At 61.7% G+C, this 18,458-nt stretch carries 15 protein-coding genes and 2 pseudogenes; 5 read left to right on the forward strand and 12 right to left on the reverse strand.

Annotated elements, in window-relative coordinates; translation table 11 throughout:
• Positions 1 to 262: 262 nt before the first annotated feature.
• Positions 263 to 1,387: a VIT1/CCC1 transporter family protein gene (locus LFL96_RS36270; RefSeq protein ID WP_281004031.1), complete on the forward strand. Its 1,125-nt coding sequence runs from the start codon at positions 263 to 265 to the stop codon at positions 1,385 to 1,387.
• 303 nt (positions 1,388 to 1,690) lie between these two features.
• On the opposite strand, the pseudogene LFL96_RS36275 reads toward LFL96_RS36270, so the two are convergent.
• Positions 1,691 to 1,853 (reverse strand): annotated as a pseudogene (locus LFL96_RS36275) (integrase); the annotation flags it as partial.
• 12 nt (positions 1,854 to 1,865) lie between these two features.
• Here LFL96_RS36275 and LFL96_RS36280 point away from each other — a divergent pair.
• Positions 1,866 to 2,557, forward strand: a pseudogene (locus tag LFL96_RS36280) (transposase); the annotation flags it as partial.
• A gap of 260 nt (positions 2,558 to 2,817) precedes the next feature.
• Here LFL96_RS36280 and LFL96_RS36285 read toward each other — a convergent pair.
• The 10 genes from LFL96_RS36285 to LFL96_RS36330 all read right to left on the reverse strand — a co-directional run bounded on the left by LFL96_RS36285 (position 2,818) and on the right by LFL96_RS36330 (position 12,676).
• On the reverse strand, positions 2,818 to 3,396 hold the full coding sequence (locus tag LFL96_RS36285; RefSeq protein ID WP_281004369.1) for a CHASE3 domain-containing protein: 579 nt from the start codon (positions 3,394 to 3,396) through the stop codon (positions 2,818 to 2,820).
• 73 nt (positions 3,397 to 3,469) lie between these two features.
• The gene (locus tag LFL96_RS36290; RefSeq protein ID WP_281004032.1) at positions 3,470 to 3,916 is read right to left on the reverse strand and encodes a DMT family transporter; all 447 of its coding nucleotides are present in this window, start codon (positions 3,914 to 3,916) and stop codon (positions 3,470 to 3,472) included.
• 25 nt (positions 3,917 to 3,941) lie between these two features.
• Entirely contained in the window at positions 3,942 to 5,195 is a 1,254-nt protein-coding gene (locus tag LFL96_RS36295) for an arsenic transporter (RefSeq protein ID WP_281004033.1), read from the reverse strand.
• Entirely contained in the window at positions 5,192 to 6,436 is a 1,245-nt protein-coding gene (locus LFL96_RS36300) for an MFS transporter (protein ID WP_281004034.1), read from the reverse strand. The genes LFL96_RS36295 and LFL96_RS36300 overlap by 4 nt, the downstream gene beginning before the upstream one ends.
• A 12-nt stretch (positions 6,437 to 6,448) precedes the next feature.
• Positions 6,449 to 7,564 carry a metallophosphoesterase gene (locus LFL96_RS36305; protein ID WP_281004035.1) on the reverse strand — a complete coding sequence of 372 codons (1,116 nt, stop codon included), beginning with the start codon at positions 7,562 to 7,564 and terminating at the stop codon, positions 6,449 to 6,451.
• Positions 7,565 to 7,595: 31 nt separating this feature from the next.
• A complete protein-coding gene (locus LFL96_RS36310; RefSeq protein WP_281004036.1) occupies positions 7,596 to 8,147 on the reverse strand; it encodes a hypothetical protein in 552 nt (183 codons plus the stop codon).
• A 28-nt stretch (positions 8,148 to 8,175) separates the two neighbouring features.
• Positions 8,176 to 8,916: a hypothetical protein gene (locus LFL96_RS36315; protein WP_281004037.1), complete on the reverse strand. Its 741-nt coding sequence runs from the start codon at positions 8,914 to 8,916 to the stop codon at positions 8,176 to 8,178.
• A gap of 147 nt (positions 8,917 to 9,063) precedes the next feature.
• Entirely contained in the window at positions 9,064 to 10,434 is a 1,371-nt protein-coding gene (locus LFL96_RS36320; RefSeq protein WP_281004038.1) for a sigma-54 dependent transcriptional regulator, read from the reverse strand.
• On the reverse strand, positions 10,419 to 11,903 hold the full coding sequence (locus LFL96_RS36325; protein WP_281004039.1) for a HAMP domain-containing sensor histidine kinase: 1,485 nt from the start codon (positions 11,901 to 11,903) through the stop codon (positions 10,419 to 10,421). The genes LFL96_RS36320 and LFL96_RS36325 overlap by 16 nt, the downstream gene beginning before the upstream one ends.
• Positions 11,904 to 12,292: 389 nt before the next feature.
• Positions 12,293 to 12,676 carry a hypothetical protein gene (locus LFL96_RS36330; RefSeq protein ID WP_281004040.1) on the reverse strand — a complete coding sequence of 128 codons (384 nt, stop codon included), beginning with the start codon at positions 12,674 to 12,676 and terminating at the stop codon, positions 12,293 to 12,295.
• 297 nt (positions 12,677 to 12,973) lie between these two features.
• Here LFL96_RS36330 and LFL96_RS36335 point away from each other — a divergent pair, with 297 nt between their 5' ends.
• The 3 genes from LFL96_RS36335 to LFL96_RS36345 all read left to right on the forward strand — a co-directional run bounded on the left by LFL96_RS36335 (position 12,974) and on the right by LFL96_RS36345 (position 15,727).
• Positions 12,974 to 13,390 carry a MarR family winged helix-turn-helix transcriptional regulator gene (locus LFL96_RS36335; protein WP_281004041.1) on the forward strand — a complete coding sequence of 139 codons (417 nt, stop codon included), beginning with the start codon at positions 12,974 to 12,976 and terminating at the stop codon, positions 13,388 to 13,390.
• A 117-nt stretch (positions 13,391 to 13,507) separates the two neighbouring features.
• Complete coding sequence (locus tag LFL96_RS36340; protein WP_281004042.1) at positions 13,508 to 14,887, forward strand: chloride channel protein; 1,380 nt, start codon at positions 13,508 to 13,510, stop codon at positions 14,885 to 14,887.
• Positions 14,888 to 15,349: 462 nt separating this feature from the next.
• Positions 15,350 to 15,727, forward strand: coding sequence for a hypothetical protein (locus LFL96_RS36345; protein ID WP_281004043.1), 378 nt, complete (start codon positions 15,350 to 15,352; stop codon positions 15,725 to 15,727).
• A gap of 3 nt (positions 15,728 to 15,730) precedes the next feature.
• Here the strand turns inward: LFL96_RS36345 and LFL96_RS36350 are convergent, their stop codons facing one another.
• Entirely contained in the window at positions 15,731 to 18,382 is a 2,652-nt protein-coding gene (locus tag LFL96_RS36350; RefSeq protein ID WP_281004044.1) for an excinuclease ABC subunit UvrA, read from the reverse strand.
• Positions 18,383 to 18,458 lie beyond the last annotated feature (76 nt).

Here is an 18,458-nt window from a genome sequence, read left to right on the forward strand (position 1 = left end):
CGAGCGGCGCGGACAAAGTTGCGTCTCAAGCCAGTCTCCCGGTTCAGTCAAGCCTTAAGCCTATTGCAACGTTCTCATTCGTCCGGTTAAGGCTGAAGACTTCCTGAGCCCCTGTGCGATGATCTCTGACAGGCGATACGAACCTAAGACGAAGGACAACTACAAACAACTCTCACTCTCGATAACAGTCGAATCCAGGGTTATCGGCGGCGTGGCGCGAAACGGACGCTATCCTTCTGGATCTGATAACGGAAGGCTCCCCATGGCATCAAAGCAAGAATTGAAGCGCTACCGGTCGAATCTCGCGGACGAGTTGCATGGCGCAGCAATCTACGAAACACTCGCGCGCGTTGAAACGGATCCCGCAAGAAAGCAAACATTTGGCGAATTAGCGGCGTCAGAGCAGGAACATGCGAAGGTTTGGTCCGACAAACTTCGGGCCAATCATCAGCGTTTCAACTCAAGACCAGCTTTGAAAACCATGCTGATGATAGGTCTTGTTCATACGTTCGGTCCGCGATTTGTCCTCCCGTCGCTTGCTGCAGCCGAATTTGCGGATCGAAACAAATACGCTCGCAGTCCGGAGACTGCACAGATGTCAGAGGACGAACGTCACCATGCGAGTGTGGTCCAGCGCCTGGTGAACGATGGCAAGTCGGAAGCGACAAAAGGAGCCGAAATCGCAGACGCCGAGTCGTGGCATAACGGCGTTTCGTCCGGCAACGACCTGCGAGCGGCGGTGCTCGGCGCTAACGACGGTCTGGTCTCGAATTTTTGCCTGATCATGGGGGTTGCTGGTGCCGGGACTCCGAACAAGGCAATCCTGCTGACAGCGCTTGCGGGAATCGTTGCGGGTTCCTGCTCGATGGCGCTTGGCGAGTGGTTGTCAGTAACGAACGCCCGGGAACTCGCGAGGACACAGATCGCGAAGGAGGCAGACGAGCTGGAACATACACCCGAGGCGGAAGAGCACGAACTTCGTCTGATATATCGGGCGAAAGGCCTGGACAATGAGGAAGCCCGTCGAGTCGCCGCCCAGATCATGAAAGACAAGGACAAGGCTCTTGACGCGCTTACGCGCGAAGAACTTGGGCTCGATCCGGCAGAGCTCGGGGGGAATCCGTGGTCGGCCGCAGCGGTTTCATTCTGCCTGTTTTCGGCCGGCGCAATATTTCCCGCGATGCCGTTCCTATGGCCGTCGGGCCAGTCGGCAATTGCTCAGTGCATTGCTTTCAGCGTGTTCGCGCTTGCGGCTATCGGAATCTTCACCTCGCTATTTAACGGTAGAAGCGCACTGTTTTCTGCGGGTCGTCAGGTCGTCATCGGCCTAGTCGCAGCTGCGTTCACTTTTGGAATCGGGCACCTCTTGGGCGTCTCCGTTTCATGACGAAGAGGATTAGGTCAGGTCTTCGTTATCTGTTCTTTTTTTGGCTAGCTGCCAAAGTGCAGCGGTTGCCCTCGCTTTGCGGGATGGCGGCTCGCTGCTTGTCACCGGATGTTCGCCGACAGGCTGCGGAGGGCCGATCTCCGCCGGATCGGGGAAGTGTCGCCGGTTATGGGCTCGCCCCAAAGCGGTCGTCGATCATGGGCCTATGAGAGCACGGTCATAGGAAATGGACGGCGACCTTGAGCCGCCGTTCTTGGCCGGACAGGGACCAATGGTTGGCCGCTGTCCGGAAAGACTCTCCGTTCAAACCTCAGTTTGCTCCGCCATCTCAAGCGCATCGTCGACCTCGATGACGAGGTGACCGCACTGTGCTCTCAAGTTTGGTATGTCCGAGTAGCAGGTGCAAGGCGCGAAGGTTCTTTGCGCGGCGATATATCAGCGATGCCTTCGTCCGGCGCATCGTGTAGGCGTTTAGGTCGCCGTCGACGCACGGCACCATCTCATTGTTACCCACGAAGTCACGAATGTCGGCAACGATCGGACGCAGTTGGGCCCCATGGCTAAAGCGGCGCGTGACGCGATGGGCAAGGAAAATTAAGGCACTGGCAGACCGTGGATATTCCAGCGCACCAGAAATCAAGGCATGCGACGACGCAGGCATTGCGGCACTGGTCCCCAAATCACAAACCTCCGGTGCAAAGGCCGACGGCCGGTTCGATCGGGCCGACTTCATTTACATCGCCAAAGACGATCAGTACCTGTATCCGGCAGCGCAACGCGCGGTCTTCCGGTACACGTCGTTTTAGAGCACCAATCTACTGAAACTGCGGATCTACTGGAGCAGTGCGTGCCCACGTTACCCGCTCAGAAAGCAGTGCACGCCGGCGCCGTATCGACGCATTCGTCGATGGGTACACGAAGCGGTACTCGACAGGATGCAACGCAGACTGGATCGTCAGCTTGATGCCATGACGATACGACGTCGAACGGTTGAACACGTGTTCGGCACCCTGAAGCACCTGGATGGGCTCTACCCACTTCCAGATGCGCAGGCTTGGGAACGTCTCGACTGAAATGAGCTTGCATGTGCTGGCGTACAACTTCAAACGCGTTATGAAGATCCTTGGATTTGCAAAGACACTGCAAGCAATGAAGCAGGCGGGCGTGTAATCTCACGCCTGCCTCCGCTCGCTCGCGCGGCGCAATCAGTTCAGTCGTAGACAACGGGGAGCTGCGAACGCGTGGTATCACAAATCGCTCGACAGAGTTCCGGCTCGCGCGTTTTTACACGGCCTCGGCCGATCGCTGTCTCATCCATGCAGCATGGAATCGCGCGAATCTGAAACTGCTGCGATCGACAGCACGCGACCCACAGGGGACGCTCAGAAAGAAACGGCGCCAGTGACCTCTCTGCAAAACGAAGCGACCTTTCAGAAGGGCCTCGCCTTCACAAAGTAAATACTAGGACGCGCGCAGATGGTGAAGATTGCCAGCACAATCGTCACTGTGAGCATTCTCCTTTCTGTCGACTTTGCGCGATCTGAGCGAAGCAGCAGCAACTCGGTTTCCGTCTGACGCATCTGCGCGATCAGCAAGCGAATCCGGTCCATGCGTTCCTGTCCGACATTGCTGAGAACCATACGCCGAGCGGCTCCGGTTTCCTCCTGATCCTGAACCACGATCGTATTCCCCAGTTCGTCCCGCTTGTCTTTCAACGCTCGATCCAGCGTATCCACCCGCGCAAGATGCACTGGGCTGTCACGGACCAATTGGCGCAATTGAAGCGATAACGAACCCAACTGCTCAACTGCTCTGGCATACGGCGCGAGATATCGCTTGTCGCTCGTGAAAAGGTAGCCTCTTTGGCCGGTCTCGGCATCGGTCATTCGCTGAAGGATCGACCCCAGCGTCGACATCACTCGACAGGTATGCTCCATCCAATCGCGCTGAGCGAGCAGCATGCGGTGATAGCCGAAGGAGGTCGCCGAGGCGAAGAAGACCCACGCCATGAGCAGCACGACGCGCCAATCGAGCGAGAGTGAGCGTTGGCATCATCCGGTGCGGCTGTTCACGATTCAAATCTCAGAAGCGCATGACAAGCGCGACGCCCGCCACCATCAGCACAGTGCCGAGCACGCGCATCCAGCCCAGCGGATGCTCGGCCACACCGATTAAACCGAAATGGTCGATTGCAACCGATGCGACTAGGTTGGCGCAAACGGTCAATCCATTGAGCGTACCGACACCTACTTTCTGCACGAGCGTCAGACCGGCAAACACCGCGACGGCCCCGACGATTCCGCCAAGCGGAGCCCACCGTTTCATGCTGCGCAGGTCATCGAGTGTCGGCAACGGTGTGGGCTGAATCCAGAACATGGCGATGGCAAGGAACGTGACGAGCAGAAACGACACGCTGGACGCAAGCCACGGATTGACGAGCGTGCCTTTGAGTTCGCCGTTAATCGGAGCGCCCGCTGCCTGAAGAATGCCGCCCAGGATGATGAAGGGATAAATCCACGCGCTGCTCATTGTTCCTGTCTCCGTATGTGAACCTTCAATGTCCGGTCAGGAGTCGGCTGCCGAGCGACAGGACGAGCGCGGGAAGCATGACGACGACGCCGACCTTCAGGAACTGCATGAAGCTCACATCCTCGCCTTCCCGTCGAGTCGACGAGAGCCAGAGGATCGTCGCGAGCGAGCCGGTGATCGAAAGATTCGGGCCGAGGTCCACGCCGATCAGCAGTGCGTCGACGACGCGCTCAGGACTGTGCGACTGCAAAGCGGTTGCGCTTGCGATCAGTCCGGCAGGCAGGTTGTTGATCGCATTGCTTCCGAACGCGATGGCGAGACCGGATACGGCTGCTGTCATCGGCTGATTCTGTTGGCTTGCTTGCCACAGAAACGCCGAGAGCTCTCGGATGACGCCGGTATGATCGAGCACTTCGACCAGCACGAAAAGGCCCGCGACGAGCGGCAACACGCCCCAGGATATTTCGCTGACCAACTCCACGGGTGACTGGCGCTCCTTGATCAGTACGACCAGCGCCGTGAGAATGCCGAGAATCGCAGTGGGCAGACCGAGTTGCAGATCGAACGCCGAGACGACCAGCAGTGCGATCGCCGTCACGCCCATGCTTGCCAGCGTCAGTTTGCCGTTTGTGCTGAGTGGTTCGACCAGCAGGTCGCGCGCGCAGGTATCGCCGAGATTGGTACGCTGGGTCCAGCGCAACATCACGAAAGTGGCGACGATCGACAGCACCGAAGGCAACGCGAAGCGCGCGACCCAACGACCGAGCGCCGGCGTGTGGTTGGCATAGAGCACGAGGTTCGCAGGGTTCGATATCGGCAGGACGAAGCTCGCCGCGTTCGCAATGAACGCGCAGACGTAGAGCAAGGGAAGCGGCTTCGTTTGCGCTTTTTTGGCGGCAGCAAACACTGCGGGCGTGAGGACCACCGCAGCTGCATCGTTCGACAGAAAGGTCGTCACGACGACGCCCACGATATAGATCAGCAGAAAGAGCCTGCGAGGCGATCCCTTCGCAAAATTGACGGCATGCACCGCCACCCAGTCGAACAGGCCTTCACGACGTCCCAGTTCCGAAAGCAGCATCATGCCGATAAGGAACAGATAAACGTCCGTGCCCTTGCCGACCGCCTGCCACGCAAGATGGGCTGGAAGGAGCCCGAGCGCGACGAGCATCAGCGCGCCGGTCACGGCCCAGATCGCTTCGGGCCAGCGAAACGGCCGCAAGATGACGCCGGCAGTCGCGGCGAGCGCAATGCCCCATGAGAGAAAAATTGGATTCATGTCGCCAGAGGGGAATCGTTGTTAATGCCGTGGTTGATGCCGCAAGCTTTTTTTAGCGTGGTGCCGAAGAGCAGCCACAGCGCCAGTGATCCGGTCGTTACAGCGCCCAGCACGAGAAAAGCAGTCGCGTAACCAAAGTGCTGGGCGAGCACGCCGCCGAGCGCAGGACTCAATGCGGCGCCGATTCCCTGCACGGTCATGACCACGCCCTGCCCAACATTCACCCGTCCCGTGCCTTGCAACAGACGCACCACCAGCGCAGGCACCGCGACGCTCTGCAAGCCCGCGCCGATGCCGTCGAGCGCCTGCACCGGCCACACGCCCCACGCGGTGATGAACATCGCGGCGGTCATGCCACGCAGCGGTAGCGCGAGGAAGGTGATCAGAATCACACCCCAGTAACCGATGCGCTGAATCAGGCGGTTCGCAAAGCAGGCCACGACGACCATCACGAGTTGCGCGACCACGATGGTCTGCGCGGTAAAGGCGCTCGGATCGCCCTGATGCGCGGCGACGGCCGCAAGGCCATAGAGCGGCAGCATCGCCGCATTGCCCAGATGGAACATCGCGAGCGATGCGGCGAGCAGCAGCAAGGGCCGGCAGGTCAGCAATATGCGAAAGCCGCTCGCATGCTCATGCTCGGGGTTCGACGCGCCCGGCGCCGATTCTTCGAGACCGCGTGCGCTGTCGTGATCGATCGCGTCTCGCCGGATCAGCAGCGTCGAGATGACCGTGAGGATGCCGAACACGCCGGCTAGCACGAACACCGCGCCGAATCCGTAGCGCCATCCGAGCCAGCCCGACAGCGCCGCGCCGACCACATTGCCCGCGTGATTGGCCACCTGATTGCGGCCGAACTGCCGGTCGAACCCCTTCGCACGCACGATTCCAAGCGTCACGCCGGCCACGGCGGGACCCAGCGCGGCCCCCGTCACGGCGGTGAGGATCTGCGACGCTGCCACCATCCAGTAACTATGCGATACCCACAGCACGAGCGATGCAAGCGTCGTCACCCCCCCCGCGATGACAATAATGCCGCGCTTGTGATGCGTGGCATCGACAAGAGCGCCTGCCGGAGATGTCGCGAGCATGCCGGCGATACCGCCCAAGGTCATCACCGTGCCGATCGCCTCGGGATGCCAGCCATGTGCCTGAAGAAAGACGCCAAGGAACGGCCCGATGCCCGCCTGCACATCGGCCATGAAGAAGTTTAGTCCTTCGAGTGCGTACTGAGGGTTCATGGTTCACCCCTCTCACCAATGGCGTCCGTTCTTGTTAGGCCCGAGCTGCGAGCCGACGATGCCGTGCTCCGGCCACGCTTCGACCGCATGCGCATCGGTGCCGAGCGCCGCGCGATGCTTGAGGTGCCTGTCCGCGTGGCCCGCTGCCGAGAGTGCGGTGGAATCTTCGCCGCTTCGCCCGTCAGCGGTGCGGGCAGTCACCGTCAACGGCAGCCGAGAATTCGCGGTGGTAACAGGCAAAGGCGCTTGCCATATTCCGGCTTCGTCCGCGCTCCGGGCAAACGTGATCGGAATGCCGTCGAGACTGCCGGTAACCGATACAACCTCGTCATCGGACACCAGCACGCGCACACATTTCTCGTCCGACGGCCTCGGCACCGATCGACTGCGATGCAGCCGCCAGTCGGCCGGACGCGTGATCATGACGAACGGCCACGCGGCGTCGAACGGATGAAATTTCCAGCTCACGGCCCCGCCGTCCACCGCTACCACGGAGAAGCCGGGCCGACCGTTGTCTTCTTCGATCTGTCCGGTCGAACGGGTCGCTGCGTAGACCACCCAGCCGTCGTTGAGCAACTCGTTGTAGTGCGTGTGGCCGGTGTCGACCATAGCGACGTGGGCGCGGGCAAATGCGTACGCCAGCGCGTGCCCATCGGCAATGTCGCCCGGATAGGTGTGCATGAACACGACGGGCGGCTCACGATCCCGCAAGGACGACGTGAGTTCCGATTCGAGCCACTGATGGTCCGCGTCCGACAGCCTGAAGTCCGGACCGCCGCGCCCCGCCGATACGACATCCAGAAAGAAGCATCGGTGGCCGTTGATGAGGCGCGACATCGGCAACTGAGCTTTCGCAAAGGCGTAGAACGCGTCGAGGTTGTGCGACTCGTAGTCGTGGTCACCGGGAATCGTATGGAGCGGCAGCTTCAACGCCGACACTGCATCGACGATCCGACGAAACTGCTCGGGCGTTCCGTTGTTCGCGTTGTCGCCCGGCAGGAAAGCGAAATCGACACGATCCGACAGATGGCGATTGACCAGCCCGATCATCGACTTCAGATGGTCAAGGCTTTCATAGCCGTCGTCGTTCGACGCATGCAGGTCGCCGAAGTGTACCCATCTCAACATGACACTTGCTCCATAGTGAGATGCAGGCTCGTCAGGCCGCCTGCGATGCATCGACGAGTTCGGCTATTTCGTCGACCTCAATTGTGCGACCGTGGCGGTTCCTGACGCCGTGACCCCAGGCGTGAACGTGTGCGCCGGGCGCCAGGTAGTCGGCCAGTTCGGCGGCAGCGTGAGGCGGCATGCGCAACGATGTGCCATCGTCCAGCAGCGCCCCGCGCAGTTCGCCTTTCGGGCCGAACAGCGAAAGCACCACTTCCCCGGATGCATCCATTGGCTTGCGTTCGACATCCGGCTTGTGGTGCTTTTCGCCGTTGAGATGCGGACCTTCGTCGAGCACCACGACACCGCTCCGGGTTGTCAGCGACACGGCGGCAATCATGTCGGCATCGCGAGGCTTGACGCCGCGCACGCGAACGATATCGCCGGGTGCGACGTGACGCGCGAGTTGCTTCGACAGATGCGGAGGAAAGTGAACCTGACGCGTGCCGATGACGAGGCCGTCGATTTCACCGTGTGGGTTCAGTAGAAAGCATGTGACTTTGCCGCGTGTTTCCGGCAGGCTTGTTGGGTCGATCCAATGCATGTTCTTTGTCCTTTATGAAGGTGCCGACTTAAGGCATCGGCGTGTTTCGCTCGTAGAGCGGAGTGAGGTTGCCCGGCGAGCCGAAAGCCGTCGCCTGGAGCGCGGTGCCGTATTGATTTCGTGCGCCATAGCCTTGCGCCGATACAGTCGCGCCCTTGCGCACGAGCGTCGCAAACTGTTGAGCCACGGGCGGCGTGAGTTTGATGACCGTGCCGTCGGAGAGGATCACGCCATCGGGTTCGCCGCGCGGCGCGGTCGTGACGTGCGCCACCTGTCCTTGCGCGCTCAGAAGCGAGAGTCCTGCTCCGCCCGCGCCGCGCGGCATCGGTGGTGTGCCGGGCATCGACGGTTCGTCGATCACTTGCCGGCCAGTTTGCGTATCGGTGATGCGCTGCGCCGCGAAGCTGCCGCCTTCATCACGCCTGCCGCTCACTTGAACGAGATCGCCGCGACGAACTGCCGACGTCAGTTGCGCGCTCATATGCGGCGGAAAATGCACGAGGGTGCCGTCGTCGGTCATGAATCCATCGACGTCGCCATCCGGATTGGTGAGAAAGCGCGCGACCTTGCCTTGTGCGGTCGCGACCGGAGCCGCGTCGACAGGCGGGGGCGGAGCGACGCCCGGAGACGGAGGCACTCCGGCGACGGGAGGCGGCGGTACCGGTGTTGCAGCGGGCTGAGGTTGAGTTTGTGCCGCACAGCCGGCGCTCGCGGTGAGCACCGCAGCGAGCACGGCGATTCGCAAGCTGGGGTATCGGGTCGATTGCATGATTCACTCCTTTTGCGTAGCGAGGAATCATTTGCAAGAGCTATGCCATTCGAGAAACGCCGGTGGCTCAACGCGTTATCAGATCAAGCCGTGTGGAAGTGTCAAGGAACCCGACAGCATATGTCCGGTTCCTTGACGGTATCCGCTTTACGTCGGAGCCTCGGACATACCCAGTGCCGACATGCGCGTGTAAAGGGATTGGCGGCTGATGCCAAGCCGCCGCGCCGCCTCGGCACGATTGCCACCCGATGCTGACAGCGCATGAACGATCAGCGCGCGCTCCAGTTGTGCCACCGCTTGTGGCAGGGGAAGGTCGAGCAGCGCCGGAGGAATCGCATCATCCGCGCTATCTCGGGTCGTGGTCAGAAACGCGAAGTCATCGCGCGTCAGTACCTGAGCGGGAGCGAGCGCGCTTGCCCGCTCGATCGCATTGGCCAGCTCGCGAACATTGCCCGGCCAGGTGAAGGTCGCTAGCAGGCGCTGTGCATCGGCTGAAAGATATTTGCGCGCGATCCCGGCCGGTGCACCCGCAAGGAAGTGCTCGGCGAGCGGCAGGATATCGGTCACGCGCTCGCGCAACGGCGGCAGATGCAGCGGAATCACATTCAGGCGAAACAGCAGGTCCTGCCGGAACGTGCCCGCCTCGACCATCGCAGCGAGATCGCGATGCGTGGCGGCCGCCACGCGCACATCGACCGTAACGATCCGGTTCGTGCCCAGCGGCGTGATTTGCCGCTCCTGGAGCACGCGCAGGAGCTTGGCTTGCATGGGAAGCGGCATGTCGCCTACTTCATCGAGAAAGAGCGTGCCACCATGCGCTTCTTCGATGCGCCCTCGCCTGTCGCCCTGTGCGCCTGTGAATGCGCCTTTGCCGTGCCCAAAGAGTTCGCTTTCGAATAGATCGTCGGGAATGGCCGCGCAGTTCACCGCGACAAACGGACCGCTCGCGCGCGCCGACGCACGGTGTAGTACGCGCGCCGCGATTTCCTTGCCGGTTCCCGTTTCGCCGGTAATCAGCACCGTCGAATTTCCGACAGCGGCGCGGCCGAGGCGCTTCTGCACCTCACGCATGGCCTCGCTCACCCCGAACAGTTGCGGCTCATCGGATCGAGCCTCGTCGACGAACACGCGCGTAGCGGGCATGTCGACCCGAGCCGACAGAATGCGCTTGAGCAGCGCAGCAATCTCGTCTCGTCCGACCGGCTTGGTGAGGTGCTCGAAAGCGCCGAGCCGCATCGCGCCGATGGTATTGTCACTCGTCGCGTGCGCGGTGAGCATCACGACCGGCACGGTCTGTAGCCCCGGCGTTTTGCGCAGCGTTTCCAACACGACGAGGCCATCCGCGCCTGGCAAGCGGAAGTCGAGAAAGATGCAGTCGGGTGCAGGACGCTCCCGTAACTGCTCAAACGCATCATCGCCTGAGCGGGCTTCGGACGGCGAATAGCCGAGGTCCTGCACAGTTTCCGCGAGGCCTTCGCGGAACGCGTCGTCATCGTCGATGATCAGGATGGTCGCCATGGCAAGTCGATCACAAAGCGTGTCAAGTTCGAATCTTCCGCAAGGTAAGCACGGCCTGCGTGCGCCGACGCAATTTCACGCACGACGGCAAGACCGAGACCCGATCCGTCGGGGCGGCCCGTCACGAACGGCTCGAAGATCCGCTCGCGTTCGACGGGGCTCACGCCGGGCCCGTTATCGATGACTTCCAGTCTGAGGCGCTCACCCTCTTTAGCGGCCGTGCCATACGCGCGAACCGTCACTTTTCCGCCTGACGGCGTGTGCCTGAGCGCGTTCACGAGCAGGTTGTCGAGCGCCCGCGCCATCTGCGCGGGATCGAAAGCCGGCTGCGTCGGGCTCGGTGCGACTTCCGCGCCGAGCGTGACACGCCTGCTTTCGGCGCGCGATTCATGCGTATGAACTATCTTGTCCAGCCACGCGCGCAGATCGACCTCGCGCGCCTGGACCGTCACGGATTGCGTCAGTGCAAGCAGGCTCGTCACCTGCAACTCGATGCGTCCAACCTGCTCGATGATTGCCCTCAAGGCGGCCTCGCGGCGTGCGCCGTCACCTGCCAGCGCATTCTCCGCCTTGAGTCGCATCGCGCCCACCGGATTGCGAATCTCATGCGCGATTTGCGCCGCCATCTTCCCCAATGTGCTGAACCGCTCGGCCTGCGCGAGTTGACGGTTCAGCGCGTCGGTATCGTGCTTGAGTCGCTCGGTCCGGTCGCCATAGCGGTTGAGCGCGTCGACGATCAGGTCGAGATCGCGCTCGCCGAAGCGCTCGAGCCGCTTGCCCTGCTCGAATCCGCCGTCCGGAGCGAGCGCATGTTCCAGCCGTGTGAGGTTCTGACGCCATCGCTTGAGCGTCAGCGCCAGAAATAGCGCAAGCACGACGATGACGGCGAGCACGCCCGCCAGAATCGCCGTGGCGCGCTCGCCGTAGGGTCCAAGCGGCGGGCGGGCGCGCGTGAGGGTCCATGCGAGCAGGTCAGCGTGACGCGGCACCGGACAGGCGACCGCGAGCACGGCGTCCGTTCCGCTTGACACGATCTCGGCCCGCAACTGTCGGGCGCTCACTGCGCTCTTCAGCGCGCGAAGAATGAGTGGTGTCTCGGCTTCCGGAATATCGCGTTTGACGCCGCTGCCTCCGTAGGTAGGAAATGCGTAAGCAATGAAGCCATTGGGCGCCTTCGAAGGCGGGTCGCTGGTCCAGAAGCCGCCTTCGACGCCATCGGTTTGAATCAGAACGAGATCGAGCACCGCGTGCATCAGATCGATGTTGGTTTCGCCCGAGCGCTGCATCGACAGATCATAGCGCGATGCTACCGCGGTGCAAGCGGCCGCCGCCTGCTGCTTTGCGGTCATGACGCGCTCGCTCAGCGCCGACGACAACATGAGCCATACCGCGACGCTCAACAGACCGCACAGCACGGCGATGAGCATCCAGAGCGTGAGAAGCTGAGTGGAAAACGACGGTCTCGGCATAACTGAACCATGTGCGAGCGCAGGTGGCGAATTGTGTAGCAAGTCCTTTGCCAAGCGCACGGGGCATCGAAGTAGAGGAGTATGTTATGGCCGCTTGCCGGGATGAAGCCGACGTCCTGACGCCGGACAATGAAGCGCACGAAAGGCTGCATATGGCTGGCTACCGTTTGATGCGTTTCCCACTTGCCAAGGTCGCATCGAATTGTAGCGACCGGCTGAGGGCGACCCTTTCCGGTACTGAACCCTGCCCCACCTCTATGGCTCATTTGATGTATTTAACGGCCATCAATACTTCGGAGTCGACTGGCAAATCGTTACCGTGACTGACTTTCGAGGTTTCGGGAAGTACTGTCTCGAACGGACTTCTGCCGGCTGGCGGCCAACCGAACTCAAAGTGCTAATCTCGATGTGCTGAATCCCAAAGCCGTTAGCGCGAAACTACCAGCCCCGAATGCGTTTCCTTGTATCCTGAATTCTGGGCTGGCGCAGATTAGCGACTCATCAGCGGGCTCACCCGCTGTCACCTCATGGCGCTGTGCATACAGCAATCCCGGATCACCCGGCGCCCCGCTTTTGAGCGAGGTAGCGGTTACCGCGCGCCGTGACACCGCCCTCACATCCGGGGTGGCCGAGCTGTCGCTGCTGAGCCGTGCTGGTTCATCCGCCATCAGGTCCGGCGCCGCCAACGCTGCGCCGCTGCTAACGGTCATAATGACCAACACTGATCTAAACAAGCTCTTCCAGTTGGATTTCGCGCCGGTCGTATAGGCCATGTCCTAACTGCTCCGTGAGTAGCACAATGCCTGCGGGTACCGATGCCAGGCCACCACGAGCATAACTGATTCTGGTGCGCGACAAAGGCCGATTTCTGCGCTATTCAGGCTTTCCAAAGATTTCATGAAATGGACGCCGTTTCGCTACCGCCAGCACGCTCTAGAATCGCTCTGAAAAGCGAGGCATCCCGAAGGTATCCGCGTGTCGCCGTCGCGATTGCCATGCCCTGCGGCGACCTGCAACGCCTGGTCGTAAGGCATGCGATTCAGCCCTTCATTCAAGGACAAGGAAATCGAATGAGTTCACGCAAAGGTAAAGCACATAAAGCACCGAGCAAGGAGGATCTGGAAGAGATGTCCGAGTTCCGGTACAGGCTACGGCGCTTCCTTCGGTTTTCCGAAGACGTAACTCATGCTGCCGGGGTCACGCCATTGCAGTATCAACTTATGCTGCAGATTAGAGGTTTCCCAGGCCGGTCGTGGGCCACGGTCGGCGAACTAGCCGAGCGACTGCAGGCGGCGCCGAACGGCACCGCCGCACTGGTGTCGCGCTGTGAATCGGTCGGACTGGTGATGCGCAAGCCCGGCGAAGCAGACCGCCGCCAGGTGCAGGTCCACCTCACGGCAAAAGGCGAACATTGCTTGCTGAAACTGGCGGCACTGCACAAACCTGAGATCGAGTCATTTGGCTGGGTATTCGGCAAGGTGAGTTAGCGACCCTGAATTACATGTTTGCGCTGCCACGCCTGTTGCCGTGGTTTTCCGCCGCACGTCCAAATATGGCACACTGTGCCATATTGACCATACTTAAGTGTTTTCAGCGGGCGCGGCATGCATATTCGGAACCTTATCGACAGACGTGCGTTACTGCGCGGCCGACGGCTATGGCTACACTATGGGGTGTTCTGGCTGGGTGCCATCGCGACCGGGCTCGTTGCCGTCGCCTATGCGAAGCTGATCGACCTCGGCTACGCCTCCTTCCTGCACTACGCGACGCGGTACTGGTGGCTCCCGCTTCCCCTGACATCGGCAATCGGCGCTCTGGGTGTATGGCTGACCCGCCGCTACTTTCCCGGCTCCGAAGGCAGCGGCATTCCTCAGGTTATTGCCACGCTCCATGAGAATGGCAATCTTGCTCTACGCCTGCTTAGCATCAGGATACTGATCGGCAAGATAGCCCTGTCGTTCCTCTCGATACTCGGCGGATTCACGATCGGCCGCGAAGGTCCGACGATCCACGTCGGCGCCGCGCTCATGTTCAACCTGCGGCGCTTCTACCCTAAGCGGTTCCGCGCTATCCGCGGCGCTGAACTCGAACGGCGGCTGGCGCTCGCTGGGGCGGCGGCAGGCCTGTCGGCAGCGTTCAATGCACCGCTCGCAGGGGTCGTGTTCGCAATCGAGGAGTTGACCCGCAGCTTCGAGCAACGCACGAGCGGCGTGCTGATTACAGCGATCATTTTTGCCGGTATCGTTTCGCTTGGGCTGCAGGGCAACTATACGTATTTCGGAACGATCGACGTCGGGCCCCGCTTTCCGGATCTGCTGGTCGTAGCGGTGGTGTTGATTGGCGCCATATCAGGCGTTGCCGGCGGCATCTTCTGCTGGATACTTCTTAACACGCACCGCTGGATGCCCTCATCGGTGCTAGCCTTGCGCAGTGACCGGCCCGTGGCGTTCGGTGCTGCCTGTGGGCTCATCATCGCCGTGATTGGGATGGCGTCGGGCGGCCACACGTTCGGTAGCGGTTATGCCGAAGCGCGCGCGATGCTGGAAGGACGCGCGCAACTGGGTGCGGCGTACCCGGTGCTCAAGATGGCCTCGATGGTCGGATCGTACCTGCCCGGCGCGCCGGGCGGACTGTTTGCACCGTCCCTCGCGATCGGCGCCGGCATCGGCAACGCGTTGCACCTGCTCTTTGGCCAGATGCAGTTGCCCATGCTCATCGCCCTTGGAATGGTGGGCTATCTTGCGGCGGTGACGCAAAGCCCTATCACCGCCTTTGTGATCGTGATCGAGATGATCAACGGCCACGCGCTTGTTATTTCGCTGATGGCCACCGCATTGATAGCCAGCCAGGTATCGAAACTGTTCGCGCCTGCCCTGTACGAGGCACTGTCAGAGCGTTACGGCAGACCCGTCGTGACATCCGATGTCGTGCCGCCCACCCCGACTGCCGAGAGTCCCCCCGTCAGGCCGCCCGGACAGTATTGACAGGCCCGTTTGAAGCTCTTGTCTTTTTGAGGCTGCCCCTACTCTGCGCTTTAGTGCTGTTTGCACGGGCAACCCGGGAGGCTTGATATGAGCGACCGGACTATCCATGATCTCCTGAAACAGGTTCAAGCGGCGGAGATCGAAATCAGGCGATGTAATGTGACGATCCGCGAGTTATAGACCGAGCTTTTACGACTTGCGCGCCTCGGGACCGCCGCTTCGACGGCGTATTAAAACCTGAAGCGGGTGGAGAGCGAGCGGGAGCGCTGGAGATCGTTGCGGGAACGGCTTGGCGCGACACCCGCCGGCACAGGCAGATAACGTACGCATCCGCCAACCAGATCGATCAGGCGGCCGCGCCCGCACGTGATACAGCTCAACTAGCAGATGGGTGCATCTCGGTTAAAGGGCCTCAAGTAACCCTTGCGCGATCGGCCGGTACCCGTATTAGAGGAGACTGATATGTCTGAAGGACAAGAACAGCTTGACGAGTACCAAGGCTACACCATTCGTGTCCTTGTTGTTCCTGAGTACTCGCCGCACCCGCCAAATATTCCGTTTGGCTATGTCGGCTACGTTGTGCATCCCGGGGGCGACATTCGCGATGCGTCATCGCAGTTGGTGAACTTTGCCCATCCGATTGCCGATCTGCGCACTGCAGAAGCCGCAGAACAGGCCGGATTCGCTGAGGGACGATCGATCGTGGAGCACAGCACTCTGCTCATGCCGGTCTTTATCGGTCTCCGCGCCCATCGCGACAGACCCGAATCTGGGGAAAAATGGAAAAGGATCTGTCGGTCGGCAACCTACCCCCGGCTTCCGCGCCGATCCGGTCCGTGAGATTCACTGCGTGCCGTTTCCCATTTCGCGTGCGAGAAACGGCGCCGTGCGGCTATTTGACGCCTGCGCGACCCGATGCGGAGGACCGGCGGCCACCACGCCCCCACCGGCGTCGCCGGCGCCGGGTCCCACATCAATAACCCAGTCCGCCTGTGCCACCGCACGCATGTCGTGCTCGATCATCACGACGGTATTTCCCGCATCGACCAGACGCTGCAACTGGACCATCAGCCGATCGACATCCGACGCATGTAGTCCGGTCGTCGGCTCGTCGAGCACGTACAGATTGCGGCCGCGCTGGCTGCGTTGCAGCTCGGTCGCCAGCTTGATGCGCTGCGCCTCGCCGCCGGAGAGTTCGGTGGCGGGTTGCCCCAGGCGCAGATAACCCAGTCCGATCTCACGCAACAATTGAAGCGGGCGTGCCACCGCATCCTCTCCGGTAAAGAAGTCGCAAGCCTCGTTCACGGTCATTTGCAGTACCTCGGCAATGTGCCGTCCGTTCCATCGCACCGTCAGCGTCGCTTCGTTGTAGCGCGCGCCATGGCACGTCGGACAGGGCGCGTACACGCTGGGCATGAACAGCAGCTCGACGCTGACGAAGCCCTCGCCTTCACACGTTTCACAGCGCCCCTTGGGCACGTTGAAGGAAAATCGTCCGGCGTCGAAACGTCGGCGTCGCGCATCGGGTGTTGCGGCGAATAACTTGCGCACATGATCGAACAGGCCGGTATAGGTGGCCAGGTTGGATCGCGGCGTGCGGCCGATCGGCTTCTGATCGACCTGCACGAGGCGCTGCACGGCATCGACATCGCCACACAGGTGGCCCCCGGTTACTTCGATAACTGCCGGCCCTTCGCTGGTAGCTTCGATGGAATCGTCCTCAGGTTCGTGGCCCAGATGCAGCAGCAACAGTTCGGGCAGCGCCTGCGCCATCAGGCTGGATTTGCCGGAGCCGGAAATGCCGGTCACGGCGGTCAGCACGCCCAGAGGAACACGCGCATCGACCCCACGCAGATTGTGCCGATGAATTTTCTGCAACTCGAGCCAGCCGGAAGGCTCACGCCGGCGACTGGCCGGCGCGGGCGTCTCGTCGAACAGGTAGCGTGCGGTGCGGGATTCGGCGATTTCGCGAAGTCCCGCGGGTTCGCCGCTATAGAGCACGCGGCCGCCCTGCTCTCCGGCATCGGGCCCCACGTCCACCAGCCATTGTGCGCGGCGCATCAGCTCGAGATCGTGCTCAACCACAAAGACGGAATTGCCCGCGTCGCGCAGCGCGTCGAGCGCATCGTAAAGTGCCTGGCTGTCCGACGGATGCAGACCAGCGGAAGGTTCGTCCAGCACATACACCACGCCGAAGAGCATGGAACTCAGTTGCGTGGCCAGCCGTAGCCGTTGCAGCTCGCCGGCTGAAAGCGTCGGCGTGGCGCGGTCGAGCGTCAGGTAGCCGAGGCCCAGCCTGCGCAACTGATGCAACCGCCCTAGCACGCCGTTTGCCAGGCGTTGCGCGGCAAGGCGCTTTTCCCCCGACAGCGCGGACGTGCGACGCACGTCCGGTGCGATCGAATGGGTGGCGCGGCCCGACGCGGCGCGCTCGGACCGGTCACGTCGCGTCGCGGCCCCGCCGATGCCCGATCCGGCGGTATGCGCGCAGAAATCGCAGCGGACGATGGGCTCGAGCAGGTGCGCCAGGTGGTCAAGCGACATCTGCATGAATTCGCCGATGTCCACGCCGCAGAAAGTCACGGCAAGCGCCTCCGGCTTCAGTCGCTTGCCGTGGCAGGCGGGGCAAAGCTTGCCTTCCATGAAACGGGACACGCGCTTTCTCATCAGCGCGCTCTGTGTATTCGCGAAAGTATGGAGCACGTAACGTCGCGCGCCGGTGAATGTCCCCATGTAGCTCGGGTCCTGCCTGCGTTTCAATGCGGCGCGGGTTTCAGCGGGCGTGAAGCCCGCATAGACCGGCACCGTCGGGGTTTCTTCAGTGAACAGAATCCAGTCCCGGTCTTTCTTCGGCAGGTTCTTCCACGGCCGGTCAACGTCGTAGCCGAGCGTGACCAGAATGTCGCGCAGGTTCTGTCCATGCCAGGCCGGCGGCCAGGCAGCGACCGCCCGTTCGCGGATGCTCAGCGACGGGTCCGGCACCATGGTGGCTTCGGTGACCTCGTACACGCGGCCGAGACCATGACATGTAGCGCACGCCCCTTGCGGGGTGTTAGGCGAAAAGTCCTCCGCATACAGCATCGGCTGTTTAGCCGGATAAGCGCCGGCGCGCGAATACATCATTCGCACAAGGCTGGAGAAGGTCGTCACGCTCCCTACGGAAGAACGTGCATTGGTCGCACCGCGTTGCTGCTGTAACGCCACGGCCGGCGGCAGGCCGGAGATTGCGTCCACATCCGGCACGCCCACCTGGTCGATCAGCCGTCGCGCGTACGGCGCCACCGACTCGAAGTAGCGCCGCTGCGCCTCGGCGAAGATGGTGCCGAAGGCGAGCGACGACTTGCCGGAACCGGAGACCCCCGAGAACACGACCAGCGAATTGCGCGGGATAGCGACATCCACGTCCTTGAGGTTATGCTCGCGCGCGCCCTGCACTTCCACGAAGCCACCGATTGCCGCCGCGCGGGACGATCTGTCGAAAGAATGATCTGGCATGGTGTCCTTTGAAATTCCGCAACTCATCCCGTCCGGGATTCACGTCTGCCGTCGTTGGGTGCGAGGCACGCCTGGA

It is taken from the genome of Paraburkholderia sp. D15, from assembly GCF_029910215.1.
Lineage (GTDB): Bacteria > Pseudomonadota > Gammaproteobacteria > Burkholderiales > Burkholderiaceae > Paraburkholderia.